Raw genomic sequence first — 21,323 nt, 5'->3', positions numbered from 1 at the left:
CTAAATAGGGATAGTATTTTGAGTAAATTTATTATTAAAATAAAGGAGAATACGCAATCCGATCAATTGCATGACAACAAAAAATAATTCTATACTTACCCCTGATAATACCGGATATAGCAACAACAAAACTGGTATTTCATTCGCAAACGGAACGTTTAAAGGAGAAATCAATTGGAAACAAACCTCAATAATTAATAATATTGTACCAATATTCAGTAGAAAAACCCAAGGAGACTTCAAAAAAGACATGATAAGAATTCCCGGGATTCCAAGCATTAAGGACGTCGAAGAGTCCTGGGCTTCATAATTTCCATTTTGATAACGGACATGCAAATATTTTTCAGGCTTAAAATCAGGCCACGAAACGAGATGGATTCCATAAATTTCACAAATCCGAGACTGAAAAAAAGTAGCAGGAAGACTTTGAGCATATACATACGAACCAACTGCGTCTTCAATAATAAAACAAGCATTAGCATAAGACGAAAGACGACCTGCCAGTACATCGCACAAAACTTCACTCCCAGATTTCTCTGTAAAATCTACTGAGTTATTGCCTCTCAACTCCCCTCGTAAGATATAAAGTTGAGCAACAATCGTTGGAAAACTCAGAATCAAAAAAAAACAAATAACGACATGTCGCTTTATTAAACTTTTAATTTGATCATAGTAACAAAATAACACAAGACATCCAACCGAAAATACAATATTTAACGAACGTTTAAAAAACGCCTCTCCCAAAAACAATAAAATAACAATAATTTTATATTTTCTTCGCGAACTAATAAAATAGATATAAATATAAATTACAGGACTAATACTTTCCAGCACTGTTAATAACCAACCCAAATCAGATACTTTACCACCCCTTTGTATACATATACCGAATAAAAACAATCGAATAATGATCAAAAATATTGCAACTCCTTCTACAAAAGGAATATGAACCGGGACAGAGTATTTCGATTTCTTTTTCTTATAATAGCTATACCGCGACCATAAATAAATAAATGGAGATAACGAAAAAAGCAACATACCACCAAGAACAATAGGACTCAGCGAAACAACATATCCTGAAAAATCGCCATTGTATGTTCCCGTTGCAATCGTATACCCATAGCTGACAATAGAAGCCAAAATATAGATAAACACAATAAACTTCAAATGTTTATAATATCTATCTCGAATGATTTTCATTTTCTTTGCTACTCTAATTTGAGAAAAAGAATTAAAGCAACGATTTATAAAGGGCCCAATGTTGTTCAGCACATTTTTTCCACGAAAACATTTTTATCCGATCTACTCCTTTTTTTACCAATTCCTTCCTATAATGTAAATCATCCAATACTTTCATCATGCTATATTGAATATCTTCCACCTTATACGGGTTAAAATATGCACCGGCATCCCCCGCAATTTCAGGGAAACAACTGGCATTAGATAATACAACAGGACAACCGTATACCATAGCTTCCAATATAGGCATGCCAAAACCTTCATAAAAAGAAGGATAAACAAATAGTTCAGCATCCCGATATAGTATGGCCATTTCGACTTCCGAAGCTTTTACAGCAATAACCCGATTATTCAGTCCTAATTTTGCAATCTGAACAGCTTCATTTTTATTAAATAACGATCCAGTACATATTAAATCCACGTCTGAATATTTCTGCGCAATACGACTATATGCGATTAAACAATTCCTCCAATTCTTATAAGGAGCACGATACCCGACATAAAGAATGTAACGACGTGAATGCAACCTATTTTCACTCAAATTCATCAATTTGTCCGATATACCATGATAAATTGTAGTTATTTTATTTTCCGGGATATTCCATTGCTCTATTAAATCTTTTTTTGTATTCTGGCTAATTGCTATTATGTGATCTGCACGTATGGCAATTTCTTTCTGTGGTAAATACTCAATTGGATTGGGGTATAAATTAGGAATCTTAGAATAATTCAAATCATGTATCGTTACGACCAATCTTTTACCTTTAGGAAGAAATTTCGTTCCATAGATTCGGTATAATGTCGGATGATATATGTCATATCTTCCTTGACAAATTTTATAACTTGAATATATTTGTCCCAGTTGAGAATACAACCGATACTTACCTTTAAACCCTCGATCAAAAGCAATATGCCATGGCGAAGCGAGCCCTGACTCCATTAAAAATTGATTATCTGAAAAAGGAACTGACAATACAAAGCTTTCTTTCGGAAAATATTTTAACATTTCAACGAAATATTTAGGTACACCTCCATACCGCTGAATAAAAGCTTGATAATCAAACAATATTTTCATAACATTACGAAATTCGCTATCATTATTGGCTCTAAACTCGTCGAGAAAGTTTAAGAAATCTGTAAATAAAACTCTTCATACCTTGAGTTACTAAATACAAACCGACAAAAAGCATCAATGTAAACAATGAAACATATATTATTCCGACCAATATGAAATCATAAAAAGAATCATCCGGTACAATATTAATATGGCTTATAATAAATCGGACTAACAAGACTGTAAAAAAACATATCGATAAGTGTTTCGCATACATGCTCACATATGTCCGCAATTTCTCTTTGAGACCCCTCCGGAACAGGAAATAGGGCTTCCAGCAGAATACCACGATCAGCAGGCTCAGCAATACGCCCGCAAGAATTCCGTGCAGGCCGAAGAACCAGCCCAACAACACCGACATCCCGATATTGATCGACGCCTCGACCACCGGAGCCCAAATATCGCTGAACAAACCGTAGGCGTTGATATAGGCATCCACCGTAGACCGCGCAAGGCTGATATACAGCGTCGCGACCATTAAACCCAGCGTCAGGTTGTCCAGCACGTATTCGGGGCCTATCCAAAGCGTAATGAAGGCCGGCGTGAGCATATAGACTCCGAAACATACCGTGCAGCTCAGCAGGAACCGCACCGAGAACAACTCTTCGAATACCGACATGATGCGCTCCTTATTCCCCTCGGCCACCAGATTTCCCACCCCGGCATTCATGCTGTTGAACACGGCGCCCATCAACGAGCTGATCCCCAGAATAATGAGCATGTAGTTTCCATAGAGCGCCACCAATGTCAGCGAAGCATAGGCGTAAATGATGATCGGGCTGGTCTGCATCAGGGCGAATCCTCCGATCTTATGGAAAAACAACTGTTTGATTTTGGTGATGACATCGGGATATTTCCGGCTCAGCGTTTTTCCGGCCGACAGGTCGGTCCGCAGGTAGGGATATGTCCTTCGGATCACCGTATTCAATGCCGCCGACGCCACCACGGCAAAGCCCACTTCAAGCGCCAGCCACCAGACATACCCATTGTCGAGGTATTTGATCGCTACGATCTGGCACAGCGTCTTCACCAGCATCGACGCCTTGTAACTGTACTGGATCTTGTACTCTTTCTGGTCGGCCGAGAGGACGATCTGCTTGTAATTGACGAAATAGCTCAGCAGGGCGCTCACGAGCAGCGCGCCGAACGACGCATAGGCGTACCACAGCGGCAGCGGCATCTTCCTGAAAATCCACGGGAAGAAGCACATCAGCACCACAGCTCCGGCTATCACCACCCAGGCGATCCTGCGGTACATCCATCCTTGCAGCGATACGATCTCGTTGATCGCAGCGGTATCCCGGTCAAACAGCGGCTTGTACAGCGTGCAGGCGATCGCCGTGCCGATTCCCAACTCCGCGAGGTTCAGAAATTGCAGCAGGTTGGTCGCCGTGGTGTTCAATCCCAGCACCTCCGCGCCCAGATGGTCGAGGAAAATCTTGCGCGAAAAGAATTGCAGAACCAGGTTCACGAAATAGAACCCGAGCGCCACAGCGCTGTTTTTCAGGCTTTTTGCCGTACGCGATTCCGCTGCCATCGACAATCGACGAATCAAATGCAAGTTTCGAAAACCCTACGACCGGTTTCCGTACATACTCTCGTAATAGTTCACATACTCTCCGGAAGTGATATTGTCCAGCCACGCCTGGTTGTCCAGATACCACCTCACCGTCCGCTCGATACCCTCCTCGAACTGAAGCGAAGGCTCCCACCCCAGCTCTCGCTGGAGCTTTCGAGAGTCGATGGCGTAACGCATGTCATGCCCCTTGCGGTCGGTGACATAGGTGATCAGGTCGTCCGAATATCCTTCGGGATTTCCCAGCAGACGGTCCACAGTGCGGATGAGCACCCTTACGATGTCGATGTTCTTCCACTCGTTGAAGCCTCCGATGTTGTAGGTTTCAGCGACCTTGCCCCTGTGGAAGATCGTGTCGATGGCCCGCGCATGATCCTCGACATAGAGCCAGTCGCGGACGTTCTCGCCTTTTCCATATACAGGCAGGGATTTCCGGCGGCGGATATTGTTGATGAACAGCGGGATCAGCTTCTCCGGAAATTGGTAGGGACCGTAGTTGTTCGAGCAGTTGGTCACCAGCGTCGGCATGCCGTACGTATCGTGGTAGGCCCGGACGAAGTGGTCCGACGACGCTTTCGAAGCCGAATAGGGCGAGTGAGGGTTATATTTGGTGGTCTCGGTGAAGAACTCCTCGCCGTAAGCCGAATGATGTTCGCCGCTCGATGCCGTGGTCGTGAACGGAGGTTCGATGCCCTGAGGACGGGTCATCTCCAAAGCCCCGTACACCTCGTCGGTCGAGATGTGGTAGAACAATTTGCCGTCGTATCCCTCCCCGCGGGATTCCCAGTACACCCGCGCGGCCTCCAGCAGCGAGAGCGTACCCAGCACGTTGGTCTTCGCAAACGTGAACGGATCGCGGATCGAGCGGTCCACATGGCTCTCTGCGGCAAGATGGATCACTCCGTCCGCTTCGTATTCCCGCATCAGCGCCGACATGCGTTCGTAATCGCAGATATCCGCCCTGACAAAAACATAGTTCGGGGCCTGCTCCACGTCCCTAAGGTTCGCAAGGTTGCCCGCATAGGTCAGCTTATCGACGTTGATGATCCGGTAATCGGGGTATTTCTTCACGAAAAGGCGCACCACATGGCTTCCGATGAAGCCCGCGCCGCCCGTGACGATGATGTTGCGTTTGAAATCCATCTTCTATTTCTCTTTGGCGATATTTGCGATACATTTGCGGAGGCTGTCCGTCCAGTAGGGAATTGCAATCCCGAAGGTCTTCTTGAACTTCGTCTTGTCCAGCACCGAGTAGGAGGGCCGCTTCACCTTCGACGGAAACTCGTCGCTGTGGCACGGCTGAATATCGCACCGACGATGGCCCGCATATTCGGCGATCGCCTTCGCGAAGTCGTACCACGAGCACACGCCCTCGTCCGAATAGTGATAGGTGCCTTCGCAACCGTCGTACTTACGTTCTTCGAGGATCGTATAGATCGCTCCGGCGAGGTCCCCGGCGTAGGTCGGAGTGCCCGCCTGATCGAAAACCACCTTCAGCTCCTCTTTTTCCTCCGTCAGACGCAGCATCGTCTTCACGAAATTCTTCCCGTCCTCCGAATAGAGCCAGGCCGTGCGGAAAATCACGTGCCGGCATCCGACGCTGCGGATGGCCTCCTCGCCATGCAGTTTCGTCACTCCGTAGACGCCCGTGGGCGTGCCCTTCTGCTCCTCGCGGCACGGCGTGTTGTAGGGATCGCCGCCGAAAACATAGTCCGTGGAGACGTGCACCAGCAACCCGCCGACACCTTTCATCGAACGGGCCAGGTGCTTCACCGCCGTGGCGTTCAGCAGTTCCGCACGTGCCGCATCTTCCTCGGCACGGTCCACATTCGTATAAGCCGCGCAATTCACGATAACGCCGATCCCGTGTTCGCGGACGAACCCTTCCACGGCATCCGCATCCGTGATGTCGAGCCGCAGGGTATCGTCCCCCGCAACGTCCGTAAAAAAGTAGCGGTCCGACGAGGCGACCGAAGCCCGCCGCAAAGCGCGCCCCAACTGTCCGTCGGAGCCCGTAACCAATATATTCATAGCTTGTAAAGGTCTTCAGTGTACTCAAACGGCGAAACGAAATCCCGCAGCAACGGATGCCGCGTATCTTTCTCGCTCAGGATGGCTCCCTCCGCCGGAATCCGCCAGTCGATACCCAGCTCCGCATCCCGTATCGAGATGCCGCCGTCCGCCTCCGGAGCGTAGTAGTTGTCGCACTTGTACTGGAAAACGGCCTCCTCGCTCAACACCGCGAAACCGTGTGCGAAGCCCCGCGGAATGAACAGCTGAAGGTGATTCTCCTCCGTAAGCTCGACGGCGACATGTTGTCCGTAAGTGGGACTCCCGCGGCGGATGTCCACCGCAACGTCCAGAACCGCCCCGCGCACGCACCGCACCAACTTCGACTGTGCATGAGGAGGCCGTTGGAAATGAAGCCCCCGCAACACCCCATAAGTCGAGCGCGACTCGTTGTCCTGGACGAAATCCGCCGCACGGACCTTTGCGCTGAAATCCCGCTGCGAGAAGCTCTCGAAAAAGTATCCCCGCACGTCCCGGAAAAGGCGCGGCTCGACGATAACCACTCCTTCGATAGATGTCTGTATGATATTCATAGCGTATTCTGCGAATTAAAGGTTCGCTTCGCCCGTACGTTCCGGCTCCCCGATAACTTTCAGCAAGTACTGCCCGTACTGGTTCTTCCGCATCGGGGCCGCCACCTCGCGCAGCTTCTCTGCCGTGATCCATCCCTGCCGGTAGGCAATGCCCTCCAGACAGGCGATCTTCAGTCCCTGACGTTTTTCGATAACCTCGATGAACGTCGAAGCCTCGCTCAGCGAGTCGTGCGTCCCCGTATCCAGCCACGCGAAACCCCGGCCCAAGGTCCGAACCTTCAACTCTCCGTCCGAAAGGAAACGCTGGTTAACCGCCGTGATCTCCAGTTCCCCGCGAGAGGAAGGCTCGATGCTTTTGGCCACTTCCACGACCTTGTTCGGATAGAAATAGAGGCCCACGGCCGCGTAGTTCGATTTCGGATGCTGCGGCTTCTCCTCGATGGAAAGGCAGTTTCCCGATTTGTCGAATTCTGCCACTCCATAACGCTCCGGATCGTCCACCCAGTAACCGAACACCGTAGCGTTGCCATCCTCTTCGACCGTGCGGACCGCCTCCCGGAGCATTCCCGAGAAACCCGCTCCGTGGAAGATATTGTCGCCCAGGACAAGGCACACCGAATCCCCGCCGATGAACTCCTCACCGATCAGGAATGCCTGAGCCAGACCGTCCGGGGAGGGCTGTTCGGCATACTTCAAACGGATTCCATAATCCGAGCCGTCGCCCAGCAGGCGCCGGAAGCCCGGAAGGTCCTGCGGCGTCGAGATCAGAAGAATATCCCGGATACCCGCCAACATCAGAACCGACAGCGGATAATAGACCATCGGCTTGTCGTAGACCGGAAGCAATTGTTTGCTCACCCCCTTGGTGATCGGGTACAGGCGCGTACCCGAACCGCCTGCCAAAACGATGCCTTTCATCGCCGCGCTATATCGAATCGTCGGTTTTTTCCTGTTTCCCGAACGCCCCGATGAACTCCTTTCCGAAAAGTAACCACACAGCGGCCGCGGCCCCGGCGAGGAACACGCAGCCGACGAGAATCATCATCTTCGAAGGCTTCGAGGGCTTCAAAGGCACCGTCGCGGGCTGCACCACGGCGTAGACCGGAGTCGATTCCTGGACCTTCGCCCGGGCCAACTGCAACTGCTGCGCCGTCTGGTTGTAGAGGCTGTAAGCCAACGACATCTCGTTCTGCAAACGCTCCTCCTCCGTGCGGAAGCTTCGGCGCGAGAGAGCCTGATTCTGGTCCACATACTGCGCGTAACGCTGCTGAGCCGCATAATACTTCCCCTGCGCCTCGTCGAACAGCCGCTGCGTGAACTCCAGATCGTGCCGCGCCTTGTCCGTACGGTACTGCGTGATGTGGTTCTGCAAATTCAGCATCACCGTATCGGTCAGCGTCGCCGCGATCAACGGGTCCTGCATCGTCACCGACAACGACACCACCTGCGTCTTTTTGTCCACGCTCGTCGAAATACGCTCCTGGAGCGATCTGACCACCTCGTTCTCTTCTTTGGTCAGCCGGAACGGGTCTGTGGGACCTTCATCCTCCGGCTCCTCCGCGCGGAACAACCCCGCGAACCACCCCAGCGCCTTGAAAGGCGCCGCGAGCACCGCACCCCACCACGGGCCCCGCAACTCCTCGGAAACATAGTCATAAAGGGGCATGGTCTTCCGGTCCTTCGCGTCGGCGACCTCCACGCCGAACAACTCGGTCATGAACGGAACCGACTGCACGATGTCCGGATACAGATCCGGAGACACCGCATCCGCAGAGTTCATGTTCCCCATGTTGATGCCGGCTATCGAGGCCAGCGAACCCAGGCCCCCCAGCGAGGTCTTCCCGCCCTGGATCTCCGGGGCCAGCTTCACCGTCACCGTGTACTCCTTCGGGATGCTGAACCCGATGACGAGTCCCGCCAAAGCCCCTGCGATACACCACCGGACGATCATCCGGCGACCCTGCCAGAGCTTCTGCGCCAATTCGATCAGGTCGATCTCCTGATCCGCAGTCTCCGGCTGCTGCTGCATGTTGTTCGATTCCATCGTCCGTTCCGTTATTTCGTCATGTTCGCAATCGACGCCGCCATCGTGCCGATCGACGCCGCAGAGGTCGTCAGACCCAGAATCTCCGCAATGCCCATCCGCTTGCGATCGCGCTTGGACGGAACGATGATCTCGCAGCCCGGCTCCACCTTCGCACGGCCCTTCACGCGCGCGACGCGGCCGTTCATATAAACGATATAGGCTTTGTTCCGCTTGGCACGCGCCCCGTAGCCGCCCGCCTGAGCGATATAGTATTTCACCCGCTTGTCCTTCAAATAGACCGTCGTATTGGGGTACATGACATCCCCGTTGATCTTGACCGTGCTCACATACTCCGGAACCACCAGCCGGTCCCCCTCGCGCAGCACCACATCGTAGTCCGAACCGGGGTTCGACAGCGCCTTGTCCAATTCGATGCCCACCGCATAGTAATCGTCCGCCATCAGTTTCTCCAAAGAAACCGAATCGGCTCCGCGGTTCTGCTGTGCGGCGCGAAGCGCCGCATCCCGTACGGCACGCTCCTCCTCGTTCATGCGGCGGATCAGACGGCCCCCGCGCACATAGGCGTCATCCGTGATCCCGCCGGCGCGCTTGACAAGGTCCGACAAACGCTCGTTCTTACGGATCAGCGTGTAATTCCCCGTAAAAACGACCTCCCCGTCGAGTACGACCTGCCGCTGGGGCTGGTAGCCGGGGCTCCGCCGGACCTCCACCACGTCGAACGGAGCCAGTTCGAAACCAGCCTCTCCGTCCACGACCAGACCCTCTTTCAACGAAAACGCATAGACCTTGCCCACTCCGTTCGAGGGGGTCGTGCTCTTCGGGTCCTTCAACCGGCGGGAAACCTCCACCTTCACCGTAGAGGCACCGTCCAGAAGTCCTCCGGCCTGCACGATGAGGTCCTCGACCGTCGTATGCGCCGCATAGGGATAAACTCCCGGGCGGGCCACCTCGCCGCCGATCGTGAAACCCCCGCGGTCCTCCAGATCATGGACGCTCGACACGACCAATACGTCGTTGCGCCGCAGGGAAATATCCGTCAACCGCCCCGAAAGAACCCCTTCCAGGTCCACGGCCACGATCTCCGGAGTAAGGTCGTCCCGCTCCCGGAACAACAAGGCCCGGCCCCGGAAAGCATCCTCCCGGAGTCCTTCGGCACGTCCGATCAACTCCCGGACCGTATGCGTGCCCTCGCCCAGTTCGTACATCCCGGGACGATAGACGGCACCCTGAACCTCGATCCGGTTCGCATAACGATCGAGCACCCGCCCGACGGCAACGGAATCCCCGTCCATCAGGGCGAAAGTCCCATAACCGACGCTGTCCACGTTGAACAATTCGTGCTCCCGCCCCATAGTGCGCACCACGCGAACCTCGCGCCCGTAGGCGTCGCCCGTGAACCCGCCGGCATAGGCCAACAACTGCGACAACGGCTCGCCGGCCTCCATCTCGTAGCGCATCGGACGTTTGACGCACCCCGTGACCTCCACCAGAAGATCGTACGAGGGGACCAGCACGATATCGCCCTCTTCCAAGCGGATGTCGTCTTTCGAATCCCCGTGGAAAAGGTATTTGTAGATGTCCACGGACGCGACCTCACGCCCGCTGCGAAGCACCCGGATATTGCGCAGGGTGCCGATGTCCGTGACACCCCCGGCCTGGTAAAGGGCATGGAACACCGTGGCGAACGACGACAACCGGTAGGTGCCCGGCATCTCGACCTCGCCCATCACGTTCACCTGAATCGTCCGCAGACGCCCCAGCGTAACGCGGACCTCCGACGCGGGGCTGTCGCCCGAAACTCCCGCGTAGATCTGGCCGAAAACGCCCCGCAACTTCGCGTTCGCCTCCTTGATCGTAAGCCCGTTCAGATAGACCGGACCCACCTGCTCGACCATGATATTTCCCTCCGGGGAGATCTCCTCCCGAAGGCTCCGCTCGTTCTCGCCCCAGATGTCGATAATGACCTCGTCGCCGGGGCCCAGCCTGTAATTTTCCGGCGTGGCCTGATTCTCGTTCGGCTCGAAAGTCAGAGCCCGGCTCCGGAACACGTTGCGACCGAAAACAGCGCGGGAATCCGCACCCCTTTCGGCCGGGTCCGGAACCGGAGGAATCTCGACAGCAAGCGTATCGGACGACGAACGGGGCCGCTCCCGGCGCTGGCCCGAGATGACCTGATCCGCAGCAACAGTCTCCGAGGATGTCCGGCTATCCTCGTATTTCTGCTTCAAGCGCTCAACCTGCTCCGGCGTGACGCCGCGCGCCAACAACTCCTTGCCGATCTGCTGATCGCTCTTGCCGGACTGCCGGCCCTCCAAAGCGTACTTGACAACCGCTTCGTCGCTCATCTGACAATAAGCGGTCCCAAAAGGAGCGGCCAACAAAAAAAACAATAGAAACAGACGGACTTTTTCAGCTATTCCGTGCATAACGATTTATTCTCTTTGATGATGATTGTTCGTAAACCCCGGCATCTCTAAAGCCGGTCGAGAAAGTGCTGCATCCGCAGAAAAACGCCCCGCCGGCTGACATGGGTCCGGTAGCCGAGGCGGCGGACAGCCCGCAGGAAAGAAGTGTTCCTGCGCAAATGCCACTCCATGAAGTGATAGAGCCCGAACGTGACCAGAAAGCCCATGACGACAACGGCATAAAGCTGCACGTCTATCGAAACCCCCAATCTCGTCAACCCCCACCAACACAACACGACAGACGTGTTCAACGCGACGATGGCCAGCGTCACGGCGGCATGCGAACACCCCAGATTGATAAACATATGGTGCAGGTGGGTTTTGTCGGGCCGGAACGGCGACACCCCGCGCAGAATACGCGAGAACATGACCCGCAGCGTATCGAAGACCGGAATGCACAGGACGGCCAACGAAAAGGGAACCAACCCGACCCGAGGCTCCACGTAAGCCCCGCACGACGAACCGCTGCGCAACGTCTCGATGACGAAGACCGTTATGACGACTCCCATGACCAACGTCCCGCCGTCGCCGATGAACATTTTCGAAGTCTTGCCGAAAACGTTGTGCAGGAAAAACGGGATCAGGGCTCCGACCGAAACTGCGGCCAGAATCGTCATTTTCATATCGCCCGACAGGTAGAACAACGTCCCGAACATCGTACAGGCCGTGATGCAGTAACCCGATGACAAGCCGTTCACGCCGTCGATCAGGTTGATGGCGTTGATAATGCCGACCACGGCGACGATCGTCAAAGGAACAGCCATCCAATCGGGCAACATCCCGACGCCCCACAAACCGTGAAAATCGTCGAGAAGATAATTCCCGTTGAAGATAAGCAGCAACGCGACGAAGAATTCGACCGTGAACCGCAATGCCGGAGAGAGACTCAGAATGTCGTCCATCGTCCCGATATAGAGCATGATCATCATGGCCATGATCACGATCAGCATCCCGGCATAGTTCACCATGCCGCAAACGCTCCCGTATCCGATGACGATGCCGAAGAAAACGGCGATCCCGCCCAAAACCGGAACCGGCCGGCGCTGCAACTTGCGGCCATCCGGATTGTCCACGAGATTTTTCAACAGGGCGATCTTAACCAAACGCGGATGAATCCAGCTGACAACCATCAGCGAGATTATCAAAGACAATAATACAGAGTACTGAGGCGTCATACTTCGCAAATTGAAATTTTACCAGAAACCATTCGATAATCCTCTTCATTCAGGTCACGCGACATCGGGAGGAGGCGCACCCCGATGGACCCCGTCCATCACTCTCCCCCACGAGGGAGCATATCCATATCCCGTTCCAAAACGCACATCCGGTCCGCAACGACCCCGGCCGTCGTTTTCAGAAGCGGCAGTCCGTCATGTTGTAAATACGTGATTAACCGATCCGGGAACCCCGGAACTGCGGTCTTGAACGACCTCTCAGATCTTCTGCAAAAAGCAGTTCGGGATGAACGAGGTGGCCACGGCGCAAATGCCCGTGATGGAGACGATCAGCCTCCGCTTTCCCTTGATCCGCTTGATGTAGCCCTCGGCGCCCTTGAAAACCCCGCCCGTGACGCGGACGCGGTCCCCGATGCCGTAAACGATGCTGTCGTCCCCGAAATAATCGAGCCCGGCGGCCCCTGACGAGGTGACGAGTCTGAACATATCCATCTCGTATTCCGAAATCGGGAAGGGAACCTTCTTCCACTTTTCGTTCACATAGGTATACAGCATCACGCGGCCCCGAAGGGGGGGGGACGTTTGCAGCTCTCTGGCATATTCCTCGGTGGAGCGGAAGAACATCAGCGACGGAATGACCGTCCGCCGCACCTGTTTCCAGATGCCGCGAACCTCCACCGTAACCATTTCGCAAGGGATATAACTCTCCACCCCGTCGGCAGAAAGCAAAGATTCTATTTCGAATACTTTGTTGAAAAAGACTTTCAACCCGTACCAATGTATGTATCCGGCGCCGGTTGTCATGTTAACGTACGGACATTCCCTGTATTCCCCCGTGTCCGGAAACAAGTCTTCCAGTCACGCAGCATACGAAGGATACCATGTTGATTCTCAGTCCGATCATTGAATCAATTCGCCGATTCCATTCCTAAATCTAAGACAGAACCGCAGCTCAATGCACGACCTCTGTATCAGAAACCATTGCACTTAGTGCACAAATGTAATTACTTTTACCTGAACAGCCAAATTATCCGGCGGTTTTCGGCCGAAAAATCCCCCCCCCCCCTAAAAATTTACACATTGAATATCAACGAGTTACGATTTGACGTATCGAAAGACCCTTATTGTGTGTCAGATCGAATCTATATAACGATAGGTGTTTTCCGATCGCACATAACGATCATAACCAGCCGGTATTGCGGCGACATCCCCGTCATTGCATCCGGCGCAGCGGCGGAACAGAAGAGCCGGGGGCCCCGTTCAATAGACATTCGAGTGTTTTCCGGCTTCGTAATCGGCACGGAGCCTTTCCGGGTACGGACACGCAGGCAGTCGTTTCCCCGGGAACTGCCAGCCGAAGTTCGCATTCCCGCTTCACGGGGCGCCACGGCACGCGGATGTCGCCTGCGACCGTCGGCACCGGGATTTTTCCACCGCGAAACAGCGCTTCGGCACACGGAGAAGGTGCTTTTACTTGCTGTCTTTTGCTACGGCACAAAAACGAAACAATCCCGCATATCATTGATATACAGAATTGTTTGCTTCGCATCGCGCAATCTTGCCCAACAAAAAAGGCCCTTCGAAAAGGACCTCGTGAGCGGAAAACGGGACTCGGACCCGCGACCTCAACCTTGGCAAGGTTGCGCTCTACCAACTGAGCTATTTCCGCAATCTATTCCCGCACCTCGGAAACCGCTGTTCCCTGCGTTTCGGGACTGCAAATATAAAATGAAAAAAATTATTCTGCAAAATTTTCCGACAAATTTTATCACTTAAAGAAACAACCCCGGCTCCGCAGAAGCCGGGGTTGTCCCATACGACAGGCGGAGAGAAAACTCCCGCCCGGAAACTAACGTACCTTGAAGCCCTCGTCGGCGCGGACCGGAATGGGCAGCGAAGCATAATAACCGCTTTCGAGCTTCTCACGAACGGCCTTGAATGCCTCGATCGTAACTTTCACGTCCTCCAGCGTATGCACCGCCGTCGGGATGATGCGCAGGATGATTTCGCCCTTCGGAATCACGGGATAAACCACCATCGAGCAGAAAATGCCGTGGTTCTCACGCAGGTCCACAACCAGGTTCGTGGCTTCGGGAATGCCGCCTTTCAGGAAGACGGGCGTCACCGGCGAATTGGTCACACCGATCTCGAAACCGTTCTCTTTCAGGCTGCTCTGGAGCGCGCGGACGTTCTCCCAGAGTTTCTCCTGGAATTCGGGGTGGTTGCGGATCAGATCCAGACGCTTCAGCGCGCCGATCACCATCGGCATCGGGAGCGATTTGGCGTAAAGCTGCGAACGCATGTTATAGCGCAGCAGGTTGATCAGCCAGCGGGGACCGCTTACGAAAGCGCCGATGCCGGCCATCGACTTGGCGAAGGTGTTGAAAAGCACGTCCACGCCATCGACGACGCCGAAATGCGCCGCCGTACCGCGGCCGCCCGGGCCCATCGTACCGAAGCCGTGAGCGTCGTCCACCAGCAGGCGGAACTGGAAATCCTTCTTCAACGCCACGATCTCGTCCAGCTTGCCCAGATCGCCCTTCATGCCGAACACGCCTTCGGTGATCACCAGCACGCCGCCGTTCTGCTCTTCGGCCAGATCCGTAGCGTGTTGCAGTTGCAGGCGCAGCGACTCCATGTCGTTGTGGCCGAACACGAACCGCTTGCCCTTGTGGAGGCGGAGTCCGTCGATGATGCAGGCGTGCGCCTCAGCGTCGTAGACGACCACGTCGCGCGGGGTCAGCAGGCAGTCGATGATCGAGATCATGCCCTGGTAGCCGAAGTTGAGCAGGAAGGCATCCTCCTTGCCGACGAACTCGGCGAGCTCACGCTCCAGCTGTTCGTGGTAAACGGTCTGTCCGCTCATCATGCGGGCACCCATCGGGGCGGCCATTCCGAATTTGGCGGCGCCTTCGGCATCCGCCTTGCGCACTTCGGGATGGTTGGCCAGTCCGAGGTAGTTGTTCAGGCTCCAGTTGAGCATCTTCTTGCCCCGGAAAACCATATGGGGGCCGATTTCGCCTTCGAGTTTGGGGAAAGCGTAATAACCGTGGGCATACGACATATACTGACCGATCGGTCCGCCCGCATTCTTTTCGAGGCGTGAAAAAATATCAACCATTTTATCTTGTAATTAGTAAGTTATGTACGATTTTTTCGATTCGGACGCACAAAAGTATAAATAAAACAGAATCAGCAGTCAAAAATAACCGTTTTTTATTCCGCACGGATACGCATTTATACTTATTTCCGAGATTTCAGCCGCGCCGGGCAGCAAGAATCCGCACGCGCGACCCGGCCCGACAATTCGGTTCGGCAAAATGCAAGTAAAACTTGCTTTTGCGCCCGCCTTGCACGATCTTTGGCGTTGCCTTAGATAGGCGGCGGTTCGGAAGTGCTCAAATAAATTTGGCACTCCGCTCACCTTGCACTATCTTTGCCCTATGACATCGCTATTCCATGACATCATCTTCGGCCCGGTGCACTCGCGGCGGCTGGGCCTCTCGCTGGGGGTCAACCTGCTGCCCACGGCGTCGAAACTCTGCTCGTTCGACTGCATCTACTGCGAATGCGGCTGGAACGCCGAACACCCCGGAGCGCGCCGTTTCAACGCCCGCGAAGAGGTCCGCATCCAACTCGAAGCCACCCTGCGGCAGATGGTGGCCGACGGCACCCCACCCGATGTCATCACCTTCGCCGGCAACGGCGAACCGACCCTGCACCCCGAATTCGAAGCCGTCATCGGCGACACGCTGGCCCTGCGCGACGCGCTGTGCCCCGCGGCGAAAGTCTCGGTGCTCTCCAACGCCACGCAGATCCACCGCGACAGCGTCCGCCGGGCCCTGCTGCGCGTGGACAACAACATTCTCAAACTCGACTCGGCGTTCGACGAGACGGTGCGGCGGATGAACAACCCGCAAAACCCGGCCTACACGGTCCGGGGCATCGTCGAGGAGATGAAACGCTTCGAAGGAAAAATGATCCTGCAAACGATGTTTCTGCGGGGAACGTGCGACGGACAGCCCATCGACAACACCACCGAAGAGGAGGTTGCGGCGTGGCTGAAGCTGGTCGGCGAAATCCATCCGCGGCAGGTGATGGTCTACTCGCTCGACCGCGACACCCCCTGCCAAACGCTCGAAAAAGTTTCCAAAGAGGAGTTGCAGGCCATCGCCGCGCGCGTCGAGGCCCTCGGCATCCCCTGCTCCGTAGCCTGACGCCATGCAAATACTCCTCTCCTGCGCCAAGACGATGGCGGAGCGGAGCTCCGTCGCAACGCCCCGCACGACCGTTCCGGTCCATCTCGAAGAGGCCCGGCGGCTGGCCGCCGAGCTGGCGACGCTCCCGACCGACGAACTGGCGCGGCTGCTGCGCGTCAACCGCCGCATCGCCGCCGAAAACCACCTGCGCTACCGCCGATTCCACGACAGCGACACCCCGGCGCTCCCGGCTCTCGCGGCCTACACGGGCATCGTCTTCAAACGCATCGACCCGGCGAGCTTCTCCGCCGCCGACCTCGAATACGCCCAGGAACACCTCAACATCACGTCGTTCCTCTACGGAGTGCTCCGCCCGCTGGACGCCATCCGCCCCTACCGGCTCGAAGGCGACGCCGTGCTGCCCGGCCACGACGAACAGACGCTCTTCGCCTACTGGCACGAACGGCTGACCGACGCCCTGCTGGACAAAATCCGGCGCGACGACGGCATTCTGGTCAACCTGGCCAGCGGGGAGATGAAACGGCTCTTCGACTGGAAGCGCGTGTGCCGCGAAGTGCGGGTCATCACCCCGGAGTTCCGCATCCGCGAGGGCGACCGGCTGAAAACCATCGTCATCTACACGAAAATGTGCCGCGGCGAGATGACGCGGCACATACTGAAAAACCGGATCACCGACCCTGCGACGCTTCAAGCCTTCGAATGGGAGGGTTTCCGGTTCGATCCCTCCCTCAGCCGCGGCGACGACTGGACATTTACCATGTAACAAATTACAGGAAGTGCAGAAGCGAACGGAGAGCGGGACGACGCGCTATACAGACGTCTTACGCCTGCGCCCCTAAAACCCGCTTCTCAAGCGGGCTGCGTGAGGGCGCGGAGAATCGACTCCTCGTCGTAGCCGCAGAGCGCGTGAAGCTGTTCGGGCGTGCCGTGTTCGACCCAGGTATCGCCGATGCCCAGACACGTGACGTGCGCATCGTAACCGCGGGCATTGAAATAGGCGGCGACAGCCTCGCCGACACCTCCGCGCAGACAGCCGTCCTCGACGGTAATGACGCGGCGGAACGTGCGCCCCACCTCGTCGAGCAACTCCGTGTCGAGGGGTTTCACCCAGCGCAAATCATAATGAGCCGCCTCCACCCCCTGCGCCGCAGCGCGTTCCGCGGCCCGGGCCGCCGCATTGCCGACGGTCCCGACGGTCACCAACGCCACGTCGCGCCCCTCGCGCAGGCGGCGTCCGCGGCCCACGGGCAGCGTCTCGAACGGCAGGCCCCGCCACGGCAGCCCCTCCCCGAGCCCGCGGGGATAGCGGATCATAAAGGGTGCGCCGGCCTGCAAGCCGGTCCACATCATGTTGCGGAGTTCGGGTTCGTTCATCGGCGCGGCGACAGTCAGTCCCGGCACGGCCCCGAAAGCGGCCATGTCGAAGACCCCGTGGTGCGTCACGCCGTCCTCGCCCACCAATCCGCCGCGGTCGAGGCACATCACCACCGGAAGGCCCTGTATCGCAACGTCGTGGATCACATTGTCGTAAGCCCGCTGCATAAACGTCGAATAGATGTTGCAGAAAGGCACCATCCCCGCCGCGGCGAGTCCCGCCGAGAAGGTCACGGCATGCCCTTCGGCAATACCGACGTCGAAACAGCGTTCCGGCATTTCGCGCAGGAGGATGTTCATCGAACAGCCCGACGGCATGGCGGGCGTGACGCCCACGACGCGGGCATCCCTGCGAGCCAGTTCCAACAGCGTTTCGCCGAAGACATCCTGATAGCGCGCCGCATCGGCCGGAGCGGAAATCCGCTCGCCGGTATCGGGATTGAAGCACCCCGGAGCATGCCAGACCGACTGGTTGTGCTCGGCCGGAAGGTAACCTTTGCCCTTCACGGTCATAACGTGCAGCAGCTTGGGACCCTCGATGTCGCGCAGCGCACGGAGCGTCCGCACCAGCTCTTTGAGGTTGTGGCCGTCCACGGGCCCGAAGTAGCGGAAATTGAGACTTTCGAAGAGGTTGCTCTTGTTCAGCAGGCCCTGTTTCACGGCGTTGCCCGCCTTCTGGCAGAGCCTCAGCAGACGCGGCGTATGCGACAGAATGCCCCACAGCCGCTGTTTGAAACGGTTGTAGTGGACCGAAGTCGAGATTTTCAGCAGGTAGTTTTTCAGCGCCCCGGTGGCCTGATCGATGGCCATGTTGTTGTCGTTCAGGATCACCAGCAGGTTCGTGCGCTTCGAGGCCCCGGCGTTGTTGAGCCCCTCGAAAGCCAGCCCGCCGGTCATCGAACCGTCGCCGATGACGGCCACCACCTGCCGCTTCTCGCCCCGCAGTTCAGCCGCCTTGGCCATGCCGAAAGCCGCGGAGATCGACACCGAGGCGTGGCCGCCCCCGAAAGCGTCGTATTCGCTCTCGGACATGCGCGGAAAGCCGCTGATGCCGTTCAGCCGGCGCTTGGTCCGGAACGCCTCGCGGCGTCCGGTGATGATCTTGTGGGCGTAGGTCTGGTGGCCGACATCCCAGACGATCTTGTCCTCCGGGGTTTCGAAGACATAATGCAGCGCCGCGGCCAGCTCCACGGCCCCGAGGCTCGAAGCCAGGTGCCCCGGGTTGACCGAACACTCGTCGATGATATAGCGTCGCAGCTCGTCGCAGTAAACGCGCAGCTCCTCCGCCGAGAGCTTTTTCAGCTCCCGCGGCGACGAGATCGTATCGAGCAGTTTATATTCTTCCGACGACATAAGGATTGCAAAGATAGGAAAAAGAACGAACGAATCCAAAACCGGATCACGCCCGGTCTCCGGACAACCTATCGACTCCTAAAAGGGGCGTTACGCCTCCGAAGATAGGAAAAAGAACGGAGGGCGCCAAAACCGGATTGCATGCGGTGCGGCAAAACGCCCCGACCGACAAAAGTGCCGTAACGACACCAAAGATAGACAATAATATGCAAATTTCTCGAAAAAATACCTATCTTCGCGTTACGATAAAACGCATCAGAGATGAAATACAAGCGGATACTCCTGAAACTGAGCGGCGAATCGCTGCAAGGCGCACAAAAGTACGGGCTTTCGCCCGAGGTGCTGCAATCCTACGCCGAACAGATCAAGGCGGCAGCGGCGACGGGCGTGCAGATCGGCATCGTCATCGGCGGCGGCAACATCTTCCGCGGCCTCTCGGGCGCCAAAAAGGGCTTCGACCGCGTGAAGGGCGACCAGATGGGTATGCTCGCCACGATCATCAATTCGCTGGCGCTCCAATCGGCGCTCGAGGACAACGGGGTCAAGTGCAAGGTGCTCACCTCGATCCGCATGGAGCCGATCGGCGAGTATTTCTCCAAGGCCCGTGCCATCGAGTATCTCGAAGCGGGCTACGTGGTGATCGTCGGAGGCGGCACCTCGAACCCCTATTTCACGACCGACTCGGCCTCGGCCCTGCGCGGCATCGAGATCGAGGCCGACGTACTGCTGAAAGGCACCCGCGTGGACGGCGTCTACACGGCCGATCCGGAGAAGGACCCCGCGGCCGTGAAATTCGACGAAATCTCGTTCGAGGAGGTGCTCGACCGCCGGCTGAAGGTCATGGACCTCACGGCCTTCACGCTCTGCCGCGAAAACGGCTTGCAGATCATCGTCTTCGACATGGACACCGAAGGCAATTTGGGCAAGGTACTTGCCGGGGAACCGATCGGAACGCTCGTAAAACCGTAAAGCTATGGCCAAGAAAAAAAGCAACAAATCGCTGTGGGTGATGCTGGCGCTGATCACCGTCATCATCGCTGTCATCCTGCTGCTCCCCGGATGCGGCAGCCGCAACGCCCGGAAGAGCGCCGAGACGAAGACCGAAGCGACCACGCTCGTCGGGGCCGGAGAGACGGCTCCCGGCTTCACGGTCGAACTGACCGACGGCAGCCGTCTGTCGCTCGAAGAGCTGCGCGGCAAGGTCGTGCTGCTCAATTTCTGGGCCACGTGGTGCCCGCCCTGCCGCCAGGAGCTGACTCGCGTGCAGAAAGAGATCATCGACCGTTTCGCCGGCAAACCCTTCGTCTTCCTGCCCGTCTCGCGCGGCGAGAAGCGCGAAACGGTGGAGGCTTTCCGAGAAAAGACCGGCTACACGTTCCCGATGGGCCTCGACTCCGCACGGACCGTCTACGACCGCTATGCGACGGACTACATCCCGCGCAACTTCCTCATCGACAAGCAGGGCAAGGTGATCCTCGCCACGGTGGGCTACGACGACGAGGAGTTCGACGCCCTGATCCGCACCATTGAAAAGACACTCGAAAATTAAACCTCAAACGTCATGGATACACAAACGATTCTCAACGATGCCACAGGCCGCATGCAGAAGGCCATCGACCACCTCGAAGAGGAACTGCTGAACGTACGCGCCGGCAAAGCGTCGCCCAACGCCCTGAACGGCGTGATGGTCGATTATTTCGGCTCGCAGGTTCCCGTCTCGGGCGCCGCCAGCGTCACCGTACCCGACGCCAAAACCATCCTGATCCAGCCGTGGGACAAGAACATGCTGCGGCCGATCGAGAAGGCGATCATCGACTCGAACATCGGCCTGACGCCCTCGAACAACGGCGAGCAGATCCGCCTGTCGATTCCGCCCCTCACCGAGGAGCGCCGCAAGGAGTTGGTGAAGCAGGTGCGTTCGGAGGCCGAAACGGCGCGCATCAGCCTGCGCAACGCCCGCCGCGACGCCGTAGATGCCTTCAAGAAGGCCCAGAAGGAGGGCATGCCCGAGGACGAGTCGAAAGACGGTGAAACGCAGTCGCAGAAACTGCTCGAAAAGTTCTCCAAGGTCCTCGAAGAGGTCCTCGCCAAAAAGGAGAAGGAGATCATGACGGTATAGACCGTTCATTCCGACAACTGAAAAACCGGACCTGCCGA

General features: G+C 56.0%; 19 protein-coding genes and 1 tRNA gene. 5 read left to right on the top strand and 15 right to left on the bottom strand.

Features of this window, described 5'->3' with window-relative positions; all coding sequences use genetic code 11:
* From wzy to NQ519_RS08160, 14 genes are all read right to left on the bottom strand, one after another.
* Complete coding sequence (gene wzy / locus NQ519_RS08220) at nt 1–1,200, bottom strand: oligosaccharide repeat unit polymerase (RefSeq protein ID WP_147513232.1); 1,200 nt, start codon at nt 1,198–1,200, stop codon at nt 1–3.
* A gap of 31 nt (nt 1,201–1,231) precedes the next feature.
* Entirely contained in the window at nt 1,232–2,314 is a 1,083-nt protein-coding gene (locus NQ519_RS08215) for a glycosyltransferase family 4 protein (RefSeq protein ID WP_044118775.1), read from the bottom strand.
* A 31-nt stretch (nt 2,315–2,345) separates the two neighbouring features.
* Nucleotides 2,346–3,890: a lipopolysaccharide biosynthesis protein gene (locus NQ519_RS08210; protein ID WP_019151642.1), complete on the bottom strand. Its 1,545-nt coding sequence runs from the start codon at nt 3,888–3,890 to the stop codon at nt 2,346–2,348.
* Between the two features lie 36 nt (nt 3,891–3,926).
* Nucleotides 3,927–5,072 carry a dTDP-glucose 4,6-dehydratase gene (locus NQ519_RS08205; RefSeq protein ID WP_019151643.1) on the bottom strand — a complete coding sequence of 382 codons (1,146 nt, stop codon included), beginning with the start codon at nt 5,070–5,072 and terminating at the stop codon, nt 3,927–3,929.
* A gap of 3 nt (nt 5,073–5,075) precedes the next feature.
* Nucleotides 5,076–5,960 carry a dTDP-4-dehydrorhamnose reductase gene (gene rfbD, locus NQ519_RS08200; RefSeq protein WP_019151644.1) on the bottom strand — a complete coding sequence of 295 codons (885 nt, stop codon included), beginning with the start codon at nt 5,958–5,960 and terminating at the stop codon, nt 5,076–5,078.
* Nucleotides 5,957–6,532, bottom strand: coding sequence for a dTDP-4-dehydrorhamnose 3,5-epimerase (gene rfbC / locus NQ519_RS08195; protein ID WP_019151645.1), 576 nt, complete (start codon nt 6,530–6,532; stop codon nt 5,957–5,959). The genes rfbD and rfbC overlap by 4 nt, the downstream gene beginning before the upstream one ends.
* A 15-nt stretch (nt 6,533–6,547) precedes the next feature.
* Nucleotides 6,548–7,450 carry a glucose-1-phosphate thymidylyltransferase RfbA gene (rfbA, locus tag NQ519_RS08190; RefSeq protein WP_019151646.1) on the bottom strand — a complete coding sequence of 301 codons (903 nt, stop codon included), beginning with the start codon at nt 7,448–7,450 and terminating at the stop codon, nt 6,548–6,550.
* Between the two features lie 7 nt (nt 7,451–7,457).
* Nucleotides 7,458–8,576, bottom strand: coding sequence for a Wzz/FepE/Etk N-terminal domain-containing protein (locus tag NQ519_RS08185; RefSeq protein WP_019151647.1), 1,119 nt, complete (start codon nt 8,574–8,576; stop codon nt 7,458–7,460).
* 11 nt (nt 8,577–8,587) lie between these two features.
* Nucleotides 8,588–11,005 (bottom strand): SLBB domain-containing protein, encoded by a 2,418-nt coding sequence (locus tag NQ519_RS08180; RefSeq protein WP_173390140.1) that lies wholly within the window; start codon nt 11,003–11,005, stop codon nt 8,588–8,590.
* Nucleotides 11,006–11,052: 47 nt separating this feature from the next.
* Nucleotides 11,053–12,174, bottom strand: a complete 1,122-nt coding sequence (locus tag NQ519_RS08175; RefSeq protein WP_257005806.1) for an MraY family glycosyltransferase — start codon at nt 12,172–12,174, stop codon at nt 11,053–11,055.
* A 303-nt stretch (nt 12,175–12,477) separates the two neighbouring features.
* Entirely contained in the window at nt 12,478–13,023 is a 546-nt protein-coding gene (locus NQ519_RS08170) for a UpxY family transcription antiterminator (protein WP_026076706.1), read from the bottom strand.
* Nucleotides 13,024–13,432: 409 nt separating this feature from the next.
* A complete protein-coding gene (locus NQ519_RS16255; protein ID WP_227901164.1) occupies nt 13,433–13,741 on the bottom strand; it encodes an alpha-L-rhamnosidase C-terminal domain-containing protein in 309 nt (102 codons plus the stop codon).
* A 74-nt stretch (nt 13,742–13,815) separates the two neighbouring features.
* Nucleotides 13,816–13,888: transfer RNA gene (locus tag NQ519_RS08165), tRNA-Gly, on the bottom strand.
* A 180-nt stretch (nt 13,889–14,068) separates the two neighbouring features.
* Nucleotides 14,069–15,340, bottom strand: a complete 1,272-nt coding sequence (locus tag NQ519_RS08160) for an aminotransferase class I/II-fold pyridoxal phosphate-dependent enzyme (protein ID WP_019151651.1) — start codon at nt 15,338–15,340, stop codon at nt 14,069–14,071.
* A gap of 322 nt (nt 15,341–15,662) precedes the next feature.
* Between NQ519_RS08160 and NQ519_RS08155 the strand changes: the two genes are divergently transcribed.
* Nucleotides 15,663–16,436 (top strand): radical SAM protein, encoded by a 774-nt coding sequence (locus NQ519_RS08155; protein ID WP_019151652.1) that lies wholly within the window; start codon nt 15,663–15,665, stop codon nt 16,434–16,436.
* Between the two features lie 4 nt (nt 16,437–16,440).
* Nucleotides 16,441–17,202, top strand: a complete 762-nt coding sequence (locus NQ519_RS08150; protein ID WP_026076707.1) for a YaaA family protein — start codon at nt 16,441–16,443, stop codon at nt 17,200–17,202.
* A gap of 86 nt (nt 17,203–17,288) precedes the next feature.
* Here NQ519_RS08150 and dxs read toward each other — a convergent pair whose 3' ends face one another.
* Nucleotides 17,289–19,166 carry a 1-deoxy-D-xylulose-5-phosphate synthase gene (gene dxs / locus NQ519_RS08145; protein ID WP_019151654.1) on the bottom strand — a complete coding sequence of 626 codons (1,878 nt, stop codon included), beginning with the start codon at nt 19,164–19,166 and terminating at the stop codon, nt 17,289–17,291.
* Between the two features lie 261 nt (nt 19,167–19,427).
* Between dxs and pyrH the strand changes: the two genes are divergently transcribed.
* From pyrH to frr, 3 genes are read left to right on the top strand one after another with little or no spacing between them, the layout of a single operon-like run.
* Nucleotides 19,428–20,135, top strand: coding sequence for a UMP kinase (pyrH, locus tag NQ519_RS08140; protein ID WP_019151655.1), 708 nt, complete (start codon nt 19,428–19,430; stop codon nt 20,133–20,135).
* Between the two features lie 4 nt (nt 20,136–20,139).
* Nucleotides 20,140–20,715, top strand: a complete 576-nt coding sequence (locus NQ519_RS08135) for a TlpA family protein disulfide reductase (protein ID WP_019151656.1) — start codon at nt 20,140–20,142, stop codon at nt 20,713–20,715.
* 12 nt (nt 20,716–20,727) lie between these two features.
* Nucleotides 20,728–21,285, top strand: a complete 558-nt coding sequence (gene frr, locus NQ519_RS08130; protein WP_019151657.1) for a ribosome recycling factor — start codon at nt 20,728–20,730, stop codon at nt 21,283–21,285.
* Nucleotides 21,286–21,323 lie beyond the last annotated feature (38 nt).

This window comes from Alistipes senegalensis JC50 (assembly GCF_025145645.1).
GTDB lineage: Bacteria > Bacteroidota > Bacteroidia > Bacteroidales > Rikenellaceae > Alistipes > Alistipes senegalensis.
The sequence above is the reverse complement of the archived record's forward strand: the minus strand, read 5'-3'. Positions and strand labels throughout refer to the sequence as shown.

Excerpts from the sequence above, each read along its gene's own strand:
- wzy (WP_147513232.1), bottom strand. The coding sequence starts at position 1,200 with ATGAAAATCATTCGAGATAGATATTATAAACATTTGAAGTTTATTGTG.
- NQ519_RS08215 (WP_044118775.1), bottom strand. The coding sequence starts at position 2,314 with ATGAAAATATTGTTTGATTATCAAGCTTTTATTCAGCGGTATGGAGGT.
- NQ519_RS08210 (WP_019151642.1), bottom strand. The coding sequence starts at position 3,890 with ATGGCAGCGGAATCGCGTACGGCAAAAAGCCTGAAAAACAGCGCTGTG.
- NQ519_RS08205 (WP_019151643.1), bottom strand. The coding sequence starts at position 5,072 with ATGGATTTCAAACGCAACATCATCGTCACGGGCGGCGCGGGCTTCATC.
- rfbD (WP_019151644.1), bottom strand. The coding sequence starts at position 5,960 with ATGAATATATTGGTTACGGGCTCCGACGGACAGTTGGGGCGCGCTTTG.
- rfbC (WP_019151645.1), bottom strand. The coding sequence starts at position 6,532 with ATGAATATCATACAGACATCTATCGAAGGAGTGGTTATCGTCGAGCCG.
- rfbA (WP_019151646.1), bottom strand. The coding sequence starts at position 7,450 with ATGAAAGGCATCGTTTTGGCAGGCGGTTCGGGTACGCGCCTGTACCCG.
- NQ519_RS08185 (WP_019151647.1), bottom strand. The coding sequence starts at position 8,576 with ATGGAATCGAACAACATGCAGCAGCAGCCGGAGACTGCGGATCAGGAG.
- NQ519_RS08180 (WP_173390140.1), bottom strand. The coding sequence starts at position 11,005 with ATGCACGGAATAGCTGAAAAAGTCCGTCTGTTTCTATTGTTTTTTTTG.
- NQ519_RS08175 (WP_257005806.1), bottom strand. The coding sequence starts at position 12,174 with ATGGTTGTCAGCTGGATTCATCCGCGTTTGGTTAAGATCGCCCTGTTG.
- NQ519_RS08170 (WP_026076706.1), bottom strand. The coding sequence starts at position 13,023 with ATGACAACCGGCGCCGGATACATACATTGGTACGGGTTGAAAGTCTTT.
- NQ519_RS16255 (WP_227901164.1), bottom strand. The coding sequence starts at position 13,741 with ATGATATGCGGGATTGTTTCGTTTTTGTGCCGTAGCAAAAGACAGCAA.
- NQ519_RS08160 (WP_019151651.1), bottom strand. The coding sequence starts at position 15,340 with ATGGTTGATATTTTTTCACGCCTCGAAAAGAATGCGGGCGGACCGATC.
- NQ519_RS08155 (WP_019151652.1), top strand. The coding sequence starts at position 15,663 with ATGACATCGCTATTCCATGACATCATCTTCGGCCCGGTGCACTCGCGG.
- NQ519_RS08150 (WP_026076707.1), top strand. The coding sequence starts at position 16,441 with ATGCAAATACTCCTCTCCTGCGCCAAGACGATGGCGGAGCGGAGCTCC.
- dxs (WP_019151654.1), bottom strand. The coding sequence starts at position 19,166 with ATGTCGTCGGAAGAATATAAACTGCTCGATACGATCTCGTCGCCGCGG.
- pyrH (WP_019151655.1), top strand. The coding sequence starts at position 19,428 with ATGAAATACAAGCGGATACTCCTGAAACTGAGCGGCGAATCGCTGCAA.
- NQ519_RS08135 (WP_019151656.1), top strand. The coding sequence starts at position 20,140 with ATGGCCAAGAAAAAAAGCAACAAATCGCTGTGGGTGATGCTGGCGCTG.
- frr (WP_019151657.1), top strand. The coding sequence starts at position 20,728 with ATGGATACACAAACGATTCTCAACGATGCCACAGGCCGCATGCAGAAG.